The following is a 14,927-nucleotide window of genomic DNA, read 5'->3' as shown; positions in this document are numbered from 1 at the left end:
CCTCAGTAATAGAACCCGTTGTCACCCAGCAAGCGAGGCTTGTGGTTGTCGGTGTATGTGTCTTGGTCGTGTGTTCTTTTACGTTGAATTCTTGGCCACGCTAGAAGGCGTTCTACATCGCTTAGTGGAATGAGACCGTCGGTTGGTAGCTGCATTGAATCTGAACGAGTTGGTTGCACTAGGTAAGCCGTGACAATGATGATCAACTCTGTTTCTCGGCGAGTGAATTCAGTTGAGCGGAACAGACTTCCTAGTACAGGTATCTCCGCGATAAGCGGCACTTTTTGCAGTTGTTCAATGTCTTCTGACTTCAATAAGCCGCCCAAGGCAAAGCTCTGTCCACTGGCTAATTCGATGGTGGTCGCTGCACTACGGGTAGTAAAAGAGGGGAAGTTAGTTCCGTTTACCACTTGTTGGTTTTCGATAGAGACGTTACTGACCTCTGGGTTCACCTTTAGACTGATGCGATTTTGGCTGAGCACCGTTGGCGTAAAGTTGAGTTTTACCCCGAAGTCTTTGTACTCGATTTGAGTCGTATCAGCAGTGATCAAAGGCAATGGAACCTGACCACCCACCAGAAACTCAGCGTCTTCGCCGGACATCGCCGTCAAGTTAGGCTCAGCCAGTACAGACATCATGCCGTTTGTCGCTAATGCATCAATCAGTGCGGTAATGCTTGGTTTACCCCAGCTGCTGACATTCGGCAGTTTAGAGAATGAAAACTGTCCAACACCACCTGCGATAGAGCCCCACTTGATCCCCAATTTGTTCGAAACATTTCTCGATACCTCAGCGATTTTCACTCGAATGTTGACCTGGTTTGGCATGGTGACAACCAATTGATTGATCAGCTCATCTTCATTGGATAGCATTGGCTGATCTTTAGTGGTCGTATTGCTACTACCTGCACCGTTTTGAGTGTTTGAGCTTTCTTGTTGCTGGGTTTGGTCAACAATAGGAGACAGGTAGCCTTTCGCTAAGGACACGATATTATGCGCCATCATAGGTGAAGGCACTTGCCCTTTTAGCCATAGCTTTCCACCCAGAGATTCCGCGTTTACGGACGCTTCTGGGAACTTGTTTTTGACCAAGTCATTGAACTCGCGGCTGTTGTGAGTCACGCGAATCTTATTGGTATAAATGACTCGCTCTTGCTCGTTCAAAACAGTGATAGTGGCACTACCAGCTCGCTTACCAAATACCATTACCTTGGTGTTGGTTAAGGTCTGGTAATCCGCAATATGGGTGCTAGAGATGAAAATCGACTTCGCTTTTTCTGGTAAGCGAATCATTTTTGCCTCATTGATTGTCACATCAAGCGCAGATGCTGCTGACGCAAAAGAGAGGCACAGGCTTGATAGCAGGAGAATCCCCCACCAACGACAGGTACTAGCCATTGTTATCAGCTCCGGTTTTATTGTTGATCGTTTTGTTGTCGGCTCTAAATTCCACCAAACCAACGTCAGGCAATACCTGAGTTGTGTCTGGTGAGATGGCTTTCAGCGTCGCTGAATTTGCGTGCTGAGTTTGATTTGGGTCTTCGTTTTGTCCGCGTAAGACAAGCGTTAACTTGCCCAATTGCTTAGCCAAAACAACTTGGTTTGCTTGCTCGGGTGTTACCTCTAAAGAGACACTGCTGTCGTCAGGGATACCGTTTTCATAATGATTAGATTCGCGGGCCTTTTGATAAGATTCAGCCGTTTGCTTGTCATTAAATGCCAAGACTCTCACATCATGAGCGATCGTTGTGACATACAAACCCTGCGATGAATTGCCATAACGAAGCAGCTCACCATCTTGTGAACCGAGCAGGAGAATATCTACGCGGTCGCCCGGCTCAATAAAGCCCGAATTTGATGTCACCTGATCAACAGGCACTGAGATAGCGCGATAACCTGGTTGTAGCTTTAATGAAAGCGAGTAGCCGCCTTCTGGCTCGGTAATATCCGCTTTCGACAATATCGAGTCTTTGACAAGCTTGGTACGCGCAAGCCCCGACATAGAGTGATCAGCAGAAATATCTTCTGGTGTCACATGGTCGATGTAGTTTTCCAACTCTTGTTGTGGAACCTCTTTCCATCGGAACGAGTTTGGTGTGTAGGCTTGACCTATCTCTATCGTGCGAGTTGGAACCAACACTTTGACCGTTTGCTTAACGGCTTGTTTAGAAGAAGTGGTCGCAGACTCGCTATTGGTTTGGCTCAACAGTAAAACGGATATTCCGAGCACCGAGCAAAATAACGACAGCAACATGAGTCGCTTGGCAGTCATAACTATTCCTTTAATTTGCAATAAACGGGCTTACTCTGAGGCTTGTTGTGCGTCTTTTAGTTTTTCGACTACAGTACCGTAGGCGTCACTGATAGCTTCTGTTAGCTCACCGTTCTCACCGCCAACAAAATTGAGTAGTACAACTGCCATTGCTGCTGCGAGAATGGCGTATTCGATTGCGGCTGCACCGCGTTGCTTTTTCTTGTTCAACATTTCTTGTTTCCTAGATGAAAACAGCCTCAGCAGAGGCTGTTGTAGTAATTAAAAAGAGGTTTTAGTGCTTATTTGGCAACAAGTCGGTATAGGTAGCGGCCGTCGTAACTTTGAGTACCAACTTGGCTCTCATCCATGGTTGTCATATTCAAACCGAGGACACGACCATAAGGAGCGGGATCGCTGGTGATATAGGAGCTATGGTTGGAATAACCTCCACCAGTGACTTCGTTAAACTCAAAGACATCCGTATTGATAGGAAGTAATCCATACAGCTCTGCTTTCGATGGGTAGCGCCAGCTCGCTTTGCCACACACCTTTTGTGTATTTCGTGTTGAAATTAAAGGTGTTACCTCTACGTATTTCTTGAAACGACTGCTGTCTCCGTTGGTAAACAGTTGCCAAACGAGCTTACTGTCCGTGTCTTGTGCGCAAATTGCATTTTGGCGATCGGCTACTACGTGCCCTTGCATATCTAGGTACTGGTATGTTGTCGCTTTTTCTCTAACCAGACGTCCTAAGATGACTGCATCTTCAGTACCACCAACTTCCGAACGACGGACATCTTGGTAGTTGCGCTCAGAGCTGTAGTTTGTGATGTATTGTTTGGTGCCCTTTGTTTGATTCGACCAGTAGTAAAAAATCACGCCACCGTAATAGCTAGATTTGTCATACTCAGGATCCAGCCCTCGGTGATGAGGGAATGCATCGGTATCGATTGTGATGGTCGAGTTTGAGCTAGAGATTGCTTTAGTTTGTAGTGAAAGTAGCTGAGACAGCGCTGGTACTTTCCAATCATTGAAGCCACATAAGTTCACATCATTAGTGCTTTCTAGCAGGCCGTTACTGCCTAATACACTCGCTACACCAGAGGCCGAAGCGTCATAAGCAAGATCGTCAGCACCTTTTGGTCGACCGTCTTTGAGCAGTGTCCAAACTCGGCGTTTGCCAGTGATGTTAGTGTCCTCAACACAACGCCAGCCTTGTTGGTAGGTAGTGCTTTTTGGTAGGTAGTTGCCTAATTCGTCCAATTTAGCGAAGCGGCTGCTTACGGTCGCATCTGCTTGAGAAACGCTAAAGCCATTGTCTTTTGCTAGTTTCAGTCCATCTTTTGCTAGCACTTTTGATTGTACTAGGTTGTGGATTGTGGCCGTCGTGTTCATCTCAGTGACAAACTTCTGGAACAATGTACTTAGGGTGGCAAACTCCGAGCCTAGCGTTTGTGTTGATGTATTCAGCTCGCTTACGAACGAATTAACCATTCCATATTGATGCTCGAGGTCTGAGATAGCCTTGTACAGGTCTAAACTTGCCTGGTGAATATCCTTAGCCAATGACGCTGAGCTTAGTGCGTTGGTTGAGCTTGATAGAGTTACGGACTTTTGCTGCATGAACGCCAACTTTTGAGCAAATTCAGAACCAGAGACTAATGCGCTTAGTACAACGGTGTTTTGCTCTAATTTAGCGACTTGCTCCTTATACGCTTTGACCTTGTTAATGAATTCAAGGCTTTCAGCATCAGTTCGGCTTTGAGCAACAGATGCTTGAAATTCAAGAGCTTTTAGCTTTAGCTTCGTATTCTTAAGATCATCTGACCATGGTTGGGTCAAAGCCTGCAGTTCTGCTACTTTAGCTTTAGCTTCCGTTTCTAATGCAGCGTAACCTTTGCTCTTAGATTGGTTGGCGGTTAGCCAGGTTTCTAAATAAAGCTCCGTAGCGTTAATCTTCGTATCTTGTGTACTCAGAAAGGCGGCTATTTCAGTCGTAGCGCTATCTACACCAGTGAGTAACTCTGCACCTGATGGCAATTGCCATTTAGCGTATGCGTATTTGGAGTAATACTGCTCAACAGATTCTTGGCCTTTGTTGATAGTGACAGCGACGCCATTTTTATCCGCTAGCACATTCACTGACTGATTCGATACCAAGTAACCACTTCTTAGATTTGATGGCAGTGTTGCAGGATCTCTCTGCGATAACGTGATCACTTCACTAGTATCTGGAAGCGTCCAACCAGTGATATCACAAGCAATCAGTCGAGCGACTTTATCGAAGGCGGTATCGGTTTCTGAAGAGAATCGCTCCGCCCAAAACGTCGGCTCCCCTTGCCCTTTATCATCGTATTCAGCAATACAATTGAGCGAGTACGTATTCCATGATCCACCGTAACCAAAATCAGCAGCTTGTGAACGGGTTTTCATTGGTACGAATTTTAGGGCGGTAAAGCGACTGCTTGCTGCTGTTGCCCAAAGCGTGTCGCTGGTTGAGTTTGCGACACCTTCTTTCGCATGTGCTTTTAGTCGGATACCGACATTAGCCTTGTCATATGCTTCAGGGCCAATGAACTGTGGATTTGAAACCGCAGGGTGCCAGGTCAGGCCTTTGTCGTTGGTGAATTCATAGTATTCGGCTTCATCAAAGCGAACAGATTGACCATCAACGTTAGCCGTTAAGTAGTCCCATTCAAAACCATTGGTCTTGATTGGGTTTGAGCCTGTAAAAGTGTTGGTTATCTCAGGCGATGTTGGTGCTGGAATCTCAAACACTTTGGTGAAGGCTTGTGCGGTTAATGCTGCTACGCCATGAGGCATGCCATTCGTCGGGTTTTGAGCGACGCGCAATTGAACCTCACCGATACTCTTGTCGACGTTACCGATCACAACCGGTTTTGCGGTGACTTTAGTCCAAGTAGAACCTGAGTCGAGCGTGATTTCGAAATGCTCTGGTTGTGTGAATTCGCCAAAGTATGTCCAATCTAGCGTGTTGTCTGTATCGTTCACCACTAGGCCCGTTGGAGCAGTGGGTGCTGATGGACGAACGGTAAACGCAGCATCATTTGTCAGCTCTGATCCACTAGGACGACCGGTAATTGGATCTCGTTTGACTCGCACTTGAATTGAGTCAATAGCGTAAGCTTGATCGTTTAATTGATAAGGTTTCTGAGTAACCGTTGCCCAACCCGTGTTGAGTACATTGATCTCGTAATCCGCAGCTTCTGAGAAGCCTGTTACGAATGCCCAATCAAATGTGTCTAACCCATCGTGAGTGATTGGAGATGTTGGTGCCGATGGCTTGTCAGGTGTCACCGAATATGGCTTATCTGAGCATAGCGTTTCACCAGGATCATGTTGAGGGTCTGTTCCTGCTTTCACTCTCACACAGACTTGTCCCTTAGCAAACGTCTCATCTGGGATTGCTTGTGGGTTGCTAGTTACCGGGCTAAATGTAAGACCTCTGTCTAGTGAGTATTCGTAGAAGTCTTTGCCTGCAAACTCTGTAACTTCTGTCCACGCAAACGTGTTTTCAGCATCATCAATAATCGGCAGGGTTGGCGCAACAGGCTGGTTTTCTGAGCGAGTGAAAGCCGTACCAATCACTAGTGGATTGCCTGCGGGGCGAGCATCTTGCACATTGGATTTTACACGGATAGAGATGCTGTTAGCCGGAAGTGAAACGTTGCCAACCACATAGGGAAGTTCAGTGACAGTATTCCAACCGTTACCTAGATTAATCTCGTAGAAAGATGGCGCATCATACCCAGAGACCCAAAGCCAGTTGATCTGATTAGTGCTGTCGTTTGCAAAGTCCAGTACAGGTTTTACTGGTTGCGCCGGGGTTACTGTCATCGGTTTGTCTGACATAGCACTTAAGCCGGTCGGGTGACCTAGGGAGTCGTCCTTCGCGATACGTACTTTTAGATGCCCAACTGGAATATCTAAGTCTTGAATGCGTTGAGGTTTTTCGGTTGCTTTTACCCAGTTAGCACCGTTATCTAGAGAGTACTCGTAAAGAGATAATTCATTAAAAGAATCGACCAGCGCCCAATCGAATTCGTTGCCCGCATTGTCCACGGTGACCCAAGCGGGTGCTGCTGGGACTGTCGTAAGCGTAAATGCTTTGTTTGAAAGAAGCGGTTTACCTGCCGGGGTATTACGTGCACTAGAGGCTGCGACTCGAACCTGAATAGCGCCTTTATCGAATGCCTGTTCTCCAACCACGATCGGTTTGCGAATGACAGTCGACCAGGTGCTACCGGAATCTAAGGAATATTCGTAATCTGTGTTTTGGTTGAATCCACGCACAAACTGCCAGTTGAAAGTATCTGATGCATCATTGACTTTACCGTGCTTGGGCGCTGGTGGCTTAACCACGATTTCACTGCCGTCGATATCTTCTTGCGAGACTTTGAGCTGCTCTCGGTACTCCTTGCCGAGTTGCTCTAGAGCACTGTCTGTCCCAGACGCACCATGTGAAAGTCGATCTGTTTTGGCTTTGAACTCGACCAAATCAAGATCAGCAAGTTTATACATTGCACCTTTACGGGCGTTAACTTGGTCGACACCTGCGTCTACCGAAGCTTTTTGGGCTTCTTGCAGTACGCGAGTCACACCGCGCGCAAACATATGCACTTCACGGCTTTTTGCTGAATTTGAAGAAGAGTAATCACCCAATGCTAGGCTTTTGTCGATCCCTAGGTCGTTAGCAACAAGCTCAGTTGCATCATCGAAACTGATACCGCTGGTCTTTGACACACTGGCAATCAGTGAGGTAACCGGGCTTACGACGTCCGAGTTGTTGCTTGGTACTTCTAAGGTAAACCCAGACTCAATTGCTTGGTTGGGGGAGTCCATATCTACGGTTATGCCTGCTACGGCTTCAACCAGCACTTTGTATTGAGCCAGATCATCGTCGACATCAAGTTGGAATTGTCCTTTGGCGTCCGTTGTCGCAATGTCTCCATCGGCAGAATCACACATCGCATTGCCATTTTTGTCTAAACAGACCTTGGCTTTGTGCAAATAACCATCTAACGCTATACCTGAAATATTCGAGGATTTTGGCTGAGTTTGTGACTGGCTAAGCTTGGGATCTGAGTCTGCACCACCACAAGCAACAAGCATTGTAGAAACGAGTGAAATACCCGCCAATTTGTATGGATTCCTTACCACTTGAACTCCAAAGATTTATAAATTACCCGCTAGAAAGGCTGAGAATATTAATTTAAATGATAGTAGTTATCAATATCATTTGATCTTTTATTTGGTTAAGTGATTTAATAGCAAAATAAAATACTACTCATACAACAATAAATTAGGTGAATCGGTCGAAAAAATGCGCAATAAATTTTTAGTATGCAAATTGTCACTAGCTATATCTAGTGCCCTAATGGTCGCAGGGTGTGGGGGGAGTTCTGATGGAGAGAATCCAGTTGGAGCGACCACTTCAGGCCATGCTTTTCAAAGTTCATTAGTATGTGCTGATGCAGATCTGAATGGTGTATGCAGTGAGCAAGAAAAACTCATTACAGACGTTTCCGGGTATGCACAACAGAGGCAATATGATGGTGCAATTTTAACCGCTTCTCCTGGTATGGAGCTGGTGACGCCTTTCACTACTTTGATTCATAGCGAGATGATGTTTAATCCAACGATTAGCAACGATATAGAAAAGGCTAAAGCATCGCTTCAAAGTAAATTAGGTGATCATGTCGGTGTGAATTTTGCCTCATTAGACACAACGTATGGACCTAAAGATAAGTCTAATGTGTTGCTAAAATCGCTGAAAAAAGCACAAACTGACGGAAAGCAAGCTGCATACACAAATATTGCCCATGCTCTCGACCTCATGATCGAGCATAAAACGCTAGACCTATCAGATGTCGATGTCGCTGGCACTGCTTCAAGGCACTTGCAAATAGAGGATGCTCTGGTTGTTCGCGGGTCACAATCGGTGCCAGAATTCTCTGGTGCCAAATCTATCGCTCTGAATCCAGCGAGTAGTCAGATAGTGTTTCTAACGGCGAATGATGTCGTGATGCAAATCGATAGCTCTTCACGTAATAAGCCAGTGACTCTTGATAATGGTTTGGCGTCCCAAGCTAATTCTGGCTTGATTAGTATTCGTTCTCATGACGACGATTACGACGATCATGATGACGATGACGATGACGACGATGATGACCACCATGGAGGCGGAACTGGTGGCGTAGAGATACCGGTAGAGTCTAATGAAATCATTCAGTTAGTACCTACATTGAATGGTAGCCAAGCCTATAAAGTTTATAAGCCTACGTCTTACGCCTCACCGACGGAGAGTGATATTTGTAATAATAAAGGTGCCAACGGCATATTCTTATCGAGTCTAACGAGTACCAATAATAATAGTGGTGCAAAGGCGTTTAAGATTGATACCTACAGTAGCCGAAGCGGAGGAACGCTGCCGCCAATTCCTACGCCGAAACCTAAACCTGCTGAAACTCCTGATTCTAGTCAATCATGTATCAACGATAACTTTACAAAAGTGATTCCACTGCTGCAAAGCGGCTCGTTATTGGCAGTTAAAAATACTGGTAGTTCGATTTACTCGCAGCAAGAGGTTAGGTTACTAAGTGCTGACAAGTTAGCGATGAATAATTGGCGCCACGCACTCAAGTCCTCTTCGCCTCAGATCATGCCATCTTACGACCAAAGTGAAGCTTTGATTGTTTATAAGAATTATTTTTCGAGCGCCAATTTAGCGGCTGAGGTTATTAACACAACTAACTTATCCACCAAGATGACGATTGATAAGTTGAACCTGAAAGCAGCCAATATTGTAGCGAACCAGCAAATTTTGTTGGGGCTAGACAGTAACAAGCTTGAATGGGTTTCAAACTCGATTCAGCAAACGGTACTTGGGGAGTTGGATGTCGATTCCACCATCAGTAAGATAGCAACATCGAAGGATGGCAAAATAAGTGCGGTTGCTACAGCGAACATTCTCTATATCGTTGATAACACAAATAGAACCTTGGTAGTGAAAGAGGTGTTGAGCAGTTCGGCAATCAACTCTTTGTATGTATTGGCTGAAAAAGTGATTGCGCTGACTTCTTCAGGAGTAGATTACTATCAATTCCGAAATATTAGTGGTCCAGCTCTTAAAGTTGGCAGCCAACTGGTAACAAAAGAGCTCCTAAAAAAATGGGAAGACAGTGGAAACTCAAGCTGGAACTCTACTAACTTGGGCTACATTCTTTCTCAAACAGGAACAGAAAGTAGCATTTCTGATAAATTCAAAAATGTTAACCTTTCATTCTCTCCTTCTAACGCAACAACCTCGAGTGGCATCACTGGAGTGAACGTTAGCGGCTTGGAACGAGGCGAGTGGTTAACCTTTTATAAAGCCCTTTAAAGGCATTCAATCAATAAAGAAGGGAGGCTAACTCCCTTCTTTACTCAGATACTTACTACATATTCTCAGCCTGTTTCAATCGGCTTTGACGCCAGTAATTGAGCGAGGAGATAGCCGCTAAAAAGATAACGACGGCGGTCATCACATGTATGACTGACTCCGATGTCCCTTCGTACGCATTACTGCCTAAATCAATCGCTGCAGAAACAATAAATAGGCGAATAGCCGTCACCAGTGATGCTGCGATTCCTGTTAGATCTGGAAAAACTTGCATCGATTTAGCAAAGAACAATCCAATCGATAACCCTGCACCTATTGAAAATAAGCACATCGTCCCTGTTAGGATGAATGGTGAGTTGAGTTGCTCAGACGGTAGTAAGAAAAAGATGAGCGTGGTGGTAAATATTAAGCCAAGCCCAGTACTTTTTAACTTATCGATACCAAACCTGTCGATTAAGCGTGCGTTATTCAGACTCACCAAGACGAATGTGCCCAGTGTTGCCATTTGGAAAAACGGGAAGCGATCGGGGCTGACGTCTAATTGCTCTATATACAATAACGACATGTTGGAAACATAAATCATATAGGCGGCAAGAATTAAGCTCGTCACTAGCGTGTTGTACCAAAAGGCAGACGAAGACAATACGGTTTTGTAGTCGCTTGCTATTCGCTTTGGCGCGACCTTTTTCCGTTTATCTCTACTCAAAGATTCAGGTAAGAAGAAGAAGCATTTGGTCGCAGACAGCAGTACTAAAATGGCGATAAAGACAAAGTTTGCTTTATACCCCATATGGAGGCTTATCCAGCCGCCAATAAGAGGTGCAAAAGCCATCAAGCTGACCACTAAAGTGTTGAGGTCGGCAATCAGTTTGGCGGCGGGTTCTTCATCGAACAGATCAAAGATCATTGCGGTACCAACGATTACGCACGCTGAACTACCGAAGCCTTGGAGCAGTCGAAACGCTAATAATTGCTCGATACTTGAAGCAAAAATGCAGCCGATACTTGCAGCAAGGAAGACACTAAAACCAAACATTAGTATCTTTCGGCGACCAAAATGATCCGATAGTGGTCCATAGAGTAAGGAACCAATACAGATGCCGATAAAGTTATAGCTCAGAATGCGCTGCACCATAACCGCGTCAGTGTTGAAGTCCTTCAATATATCGGGAAATGTGGGTAGATAGATATCCGTCTCCATGGCAGCACCAAGGAATATGAATACCATTAAAAATCGAAACCACTTCCCCTCATGAGAGATGGGAAACATAGTTAATCCAATGAGTTATTATTATAAAAGTCAGAAGCGCAGACGCTGCAAGTGCAGGTAGGCTTAGAATGAAATTTTGATATTGGGATACGCGTAGTAGAGAGGAGTGTTACGCAGGGTTGTCATTCCCGTCACTTGGTTGTGATCAAGTAGGATGTAAATGTAACATAATGTTTCATCATTTCAAGGTGTCGATTGCTGTTTTCACGCTCCCCTATGCAAACGATGAAAGTCATGTAATGTTGCTTTTATCCTAATAAGTTAATCATTTGTTACTCGGCATAAAACCGGAGTATGATACTGGATTACTATTTAGGATTTGGCTGCTATGAGTGCATCGAAGGCGAGCTGGAAAACGCCGCAAAACTTTTTATTATTGATTTCGATTGTTGTACCTATCGCGTTTTCGAGCTGGATGGCTCTGTTGAACAACTTTGTGATAGAGAAAGCGAACTTTGACGGTGCCGATATCGGCTTACTACAAAGTGTTCGTGAAATTCCGGGCTTTTTAGCTTTTACTGTGGTGTTTGTGCTGGCTTTCATCCGCGAGCAGCGCTTCATGTTGGTATCGCTGGCTATGCTCACTATCGGGACGGCGATTACTGGCTTGTTCCCTTCACTTACTGGCCTTTTGTTTACCACCATTTTGATGTCGACGGGCTTTCATTATTTTGAAACCCTCAAGCAATCTTTATCCCTACAATGGCTGAGTAAAGAAGAAGCGCCAGAGATGCTAGGTAAAATGATCTCGGTTGGTGCGTTAGCATCTCTGCTTACTTACGGCTCTATCTGGGTGATGTTGGAGCAGTTAAAGCTCGATTTCGTTTGGGTATATGGCATTACTGGCGGCATAGGTTTTGTTCTGGTACTGGTGATGACTTTTGGCTTCCCTGAATTTCAAACGAAGACCCAGCAAAATAAGAAGTTGGTGCTGAGAAAGCGTTACTGGCTTTACTACGCGCTGACATTTATGAGTGGTGCCAGAAGACAGATATTCACGGTATTTGCAGGCTTTTTGATGGTAGAGAAGTTCGGTTACTCGGCGGCAGACGTTACTCTACTGTTCTTAATTAATTACCTGTTTAACTTCTTGTTTGCTAAGCGTATCGGTAAGTTCATTGGTGTAGTGGGTGAGCGTAAAGCGCTTATCTTCGAGTATGTGGGTTTGATTGGTGTGTTTGTCGGTTACGGCTTGGTACAAAGTGCAGAATGGGCGGCAGCATTGTACGTGATCGATCATCTATTCTTTGCTCTCGCTCTAGCAATCAAAACCTACTTCCAGAAAATTGCCGACCCTGCTGATATGGCTTCCACTGCGGGTGTGTCTTTCACTATCAATCATATTGCGGCAGTTGTTATTCCTGTTGTATTCGGTGTGATTTGGCTCTCTTCGCCTGCGACTGTGTTCTACATTGGTGCAGCAATGGCGGCGGTTTCTTTGGCGCTGTCTTTGAATATTCCGAAGAAGCCAGAAGAGGGCAACGAAGTACGAATGTTTAGCTGGCGTTAATGTCACGGTCACCTAACGCGAGATAAATAAAAAGCTCCAATAGCGATATTGGAGCTTTTTAGTTTCTGCTGTTCGCTCGTCTAAACGATTTGTTGCTCTAAGGAGTCAGCAAAGCGCTTCTTATAACTGCGTAACATGCTAAAGCTGACGATTGCCGTGAGAGTTTCTGCGAACAGAATACTTGCCCAAATCCCTTGTTCTGGGAACAGCTTTGGCAGAATGATGATACCCAAAGCTACGAACACAAAACCGCGAGCAAGAGATATTAGTGTTGCCTGTTTAGGTTTGGCTGTCGCTTGAAACAGGTTGGCAATCACCAAGTTGATTCCCATCAGCGGCACACCAAAGAAAAAGAAAGTGAGTGCGGTCGCGGATAGCCCAATTAAATCACTTGAAGCTCCCAGATAAAGCGCTGCGATTTGAGGTGCGAACAGATACACAATCCCCATAAATACTAGGCCACTGCCGACCGCACTTTTTAATCCTAAGCGGAAGATTTCTTCGATGCGATTTGGCTGGTTCGCACCATGATTGAAGCTAATGATAGGCTGACAAGCTTGAGCAATACCGACCATCACAAATAGAGCAAAGACCCCGATGTTGGCTGTTAAACCATAAGCGATTATGTGGTTCTCACCAAACTGATCCAACAGTACATAGTTGAACAGCAAGATCGTCATCGCGGCTGTGACTTCAATGAAGAAAGTTGGAGTGCCAATCTTCAGGATACTTGGCAGTTTATCAAAACCAATGCCTTTTAAACTCAGCGTTAAGGTGCCTTGTTTGCGTACAAAGTGACTCAATAAAATACACGCGATGACACCCTGTGCGATGGCTGTGCCGTAGGCGGCCCCTTTCATGCCCCAGCCCCATTTTAGGACAAAGAAGTAATCTAATACGAGGTTGACCACAGCACCAATCGACATGGCGTAAGTCGCCAGTTTTGGGTTGGTATCGTTGCGCACAAAACACGACATAACCCAAGCTAACGAGTAGAGCACGAAGAACTGCAGCATTACCGATAGGTAGTCGTGAGTGAGCTCAGCCATGTATCCAGAAGCCCCCATCAGCGCAATAATCTCATCGAGCCAATACAGGGCAATGCTGACGGTCACCGTGCTAAATAGAGCGGTGATCAACATCGATTGATTAAACAGAGTTTGCCCAGAGGTTACGTTGCCTTTGCCCACTTCAATAGACATCAGCGCCGCACCACCAATACCAACCATCATGGCAATTGCAGTGAATATTGAGAAAGCAGGGATGGTGAGAGCGATAGCGCCCAAGCCATCAGGACCGACACCATGCCCAACGAACCAAGCGTCTCCCATTATGAAAAGGGACTTGATCACCATGCCGGTTAGCGCTGGCCATAGGTATTGATAAAAAGACTTAGATATTGGATCGGTTTTTAGGTTGATGGCCATTCGAACAAGCTCCCAACAATTTGGATGTACCAAAACGGATGAAATAAAGAGGGAGCATTATCGGAACTTAATGGAGGCTAAAAAAGGGATTATCTGCGTATTATATTGCACTATCTGCACATCGAGCTCGAAACTGTGCTGGTGACTCTTTCATCTGTCCGCGATAAAAACGGCTGAAATAGGCCGGGTCTTCGAAGCCGAGTTCAAAAGCGATGGTCTTGATGGTCTTGGCTGAGAAGATCAGTTCTCGATTCGCTTCTAAAATGATCCGATCGTGGATCAATTGAGTGACGGTTTTACCTTTTTCAGCTTTGACGATCTCGTTAATGCGTTTGTTGGTTATCGACAGAGCTTGCGCATAAAAATCACAATGTTTATGGGTGGCGTAGTGCTGCTCAATTAAATCAACCACCTTGTTCACTCGGCTATCGCGTACTTCACCTTTCAATGAGGATTGGCTAGCAAAGCGCAGGATGTAGCGCAAAAAGCTATTCATGAGTGATTCTGCTAAGTCCCAGTCGCTTTCTTCTCGTGCACATTCTTCTTTCAGCATGTCGAAAATAGGCAACAGGTAGCGGTTGCCTTCTTCACTGCAATCCAAATAGGGAGGGCGGCTTTGGTGCATGGCAAAAACAGTATCGACCAGCTGAGTGTTGCGGTGATTGGTTTTAACAAAGCCAGGAGTAAATACCAGTAAACGAGCACTTTCTCCGACTAGCTCCGAGCGGTGTACTTGGCCCGGTGCAATGGTGAAAATACGGCCGATCTTATTATCGTAGTCAACGAAATCAATGCTCTGACTGCCATGGTTATCCACGCACCATACTAACTCCCAGTATTCATGTCTGTGCGGTTCTAAGAACGCATCGTCGTTATTCGTCAGTTCCTCAACCCTACAAGGTTGACCTTTGATAAGACGCATGTGTTTGATGGGATTACTCATGACATTCCTTTGTGGAGAGATAACTAAGGGTATTAACCAGAGCTGGCAATAATGGCTGAGTCTAATGTAGTTGATTGCGATGTTTAAGTCATTCGCTTGGTAAGCGGTTCAATATGAGAAGGG

General features: G+C 45.3%; 9 protein-coding genes. 2 read left to right on the top strand and 7 right to left on the bottom strand.

The features are described 5' to 3' along the window. Positions 1 to 2: 2 nt before the first annotated feature. From F0228_RS02385 to F0228_RS02370, 4 genes are all read right to left on the bottom strand, one after another. On the bottom strand, positions 3 to 1,397 hold the full coding sequence (locus tag F0228_RS02385; RefSeq protein WP_061032985.1) for a type II and III secretion system protein family protein: 1,395 nt from the start codon (positions 1,395 to 1,397) through the stop codon (positions 3 to 5). After that, a complete protein-coding gene (gene cpaB, locus F0228_RS02380; RefSeq protein WP_060980965.1) occupies positions 1,390 to 2,271 on the bottom strand; it encodes a Flp pilus assembly protein CpaB in 882 nt (293 codons plus the stop codon). Before cpaB ends, F0228_RS02385 begins: the two co-directional genes overlap by 8 nt. 30 nt (positions 2,272 to 2,301) lie before the next feature. Then, entirely contained in the window at positions 2,302 to 2,484 is a 183-nt protein-coding gene (locus F0228_RS02375) for a Flp family type IVb pilin (protein ID WP_060980966.1), read from the bottom strand. Between the two features lie 68 nt (positions 2,485 to 2,552). Further along, on the bottom strand, positions 2,553 to 7,385 hold the full coding sequence (locus F0228_RS02370) for a DUF1566 domain-containing protein (RefSeq protein ID WP_171761884.1): 4,833 nt from the start codon (positions 7,383 to 7,385) through the stop codon (positions 2,553 to 2,555). A 265-nt stretch (positions 7,386 to 7,650) separates the two neighbouring features. On the opposite strand from F0228_RS02370, the gene F0228_RS02365 reads away from it, so the two are divergent. After that, positions 7,651 to 9,654, top strand: coding sequence for a hypothetical protein (locus tag F0228_RS02365; RefSeq protein WP_171761883.1), 2,004 nt, complete (start codon positions 7,651 to 7,653; stop codon positions 9,652 to 9,654). 55 nt (positions 9,655 to 9,709) lie between these two features. On the opposite strand, the gene F0228_RS02360 is transcribed toward F0228_RS02365, so the two are convergent. Next, positions 9,710 to 10,924, bottom strand: coding sequence for a multidrug effflux MFS transporter (locus F0228_RS02360; RefSeq protein WP_081090342.1), 1,215 nt, complete (start codon positions 10,922 to 10,924; stop codon positions 9,710 to 9,712). 328 nt (positions 10,925 to 11,252) lie between these two features. Here F0228_RS02360 and F0228_RS02355 point away from each other — a divergent pair, with 328 nt between their 5' ends. Beyond that, on the top strand, positions 11,253 to 12,434 hold the full coding sequence (locus F0228_RS02355) for an MFS transporter (RefSeq protein WP_061032988.1): 1,182 nt from the start codon (positions 11,253 to 11,255) through the stop codon (positions 12,432 to 12,434). A gap of 80 nt (positions 12,435 to 12,514) precedes the next feature. Here the strand turns inward: F0228_RS02355 and F0228_RS02350 are convergent, their stop codons facing one another. Together F0228_RS02350 and F0228_RS02345 are read right to left on the bottom strand one after the other, a co-directional pair. Further along, on the bottom strand, positions 12,515 to 13,861 hold the full coding sequence (locus tag F0228_RS02350; RefSeq protein ID WP_171761842.1) for an MATE family efflux transporter: 1,347 nt from the start codon (positions 13,859 to 13,861) through the stop codon (positions 12,515 to 12,517). 100 nt (positions 13,862 to 13,961) lie between these two features. Beyond that, entirely contained in the window at positions 13,962 to 14,804 is an 843-nt protein-coding gene (locus F0228_RS02345; protein ID WP_171761841.1) for a helix-turn-helix domain-containing protein, read from the bottom strand. Positions 14,805 to 14,927 lie beyond the last annotated feature (123 nt).

The organism is Vibrio sp. 99K-1 (assembly GCF_013114585.1).
Classification (GTDB): domain Bacteria; phylum Pseudomonadota; class Gammaproteobacteria; order Enterobacterales; family Vibrionaceae; genus Vibrio; species Vibrio chagasii_B.
The sequence above is the reverse complement of the archived record's forward strand: the minus strand, read 5'-3'. Positions and strand labels throughout refer to the sequence as shown.

Coding starts and splice junctions, on each gene's coding strand:
- F0228_RS02345 (WP_171761841.1), bottom strand. CDS start 14,804: ATGAGTAATCCCATCAAACACATGCGTCTTATCAAAGGTCAACCTTGT.
- F0228_RS02355 (WP_061032988.1), top strand. CDS start 11,253: ATGAGTGCATCGAAGGCGAGCTGGAAAACGCCGCAAAACTTTTTATTA.
- F0228_RS02360 (WP_081090342.1), bottom strand. CDS start 10,924: ATGTTTCCCATCTCTCATGAGGGGAAGTGGTTTCGATTTTTAATGGTA.
- cpaB (WP_060980965.1), bottom strand. CDS start 2,271: ATGACTGCCAAGCGACTCATGTTGCTGTCGTTATTTTGCTCGGTGCTC.
- F0228_RS02370 (WP_171761884.1), bottom strand. CDS start 7,385: ATGCTTGTTGCTTGTGGTGGTGCAGACTCAGATCCCAAGCTTAGCCAG.
- F0228_RS02365 (WP_171761883.1), top strand. CDS start 7,651: ATGGTCGCAGGGTGTGGGGGGAGTTCTGATGGAGAGAATCCAGTTGGA.
- F0228_RS02385 (WP_061032985.1), bottom strand. CDS start 1,397: ATGGCTAGTACCTGTCGTTGGTGGGGGATTCTCCTGCTATCAAGCCTG.
- F0228_RS02375 (WP_060980966.1), bottom strand. CDS start 2,484: ATGTTGAACAAGAAAAAGCAACGCGGTGCAGCCGCAATCGAATACGCC.
- F0228_RS02350 (WP_171761842.1), bottom strand. CDS start 13,861: ATGGCCATCAACCTAAAAACCGATCCAATATCTAAGTCTTTTTATCAA.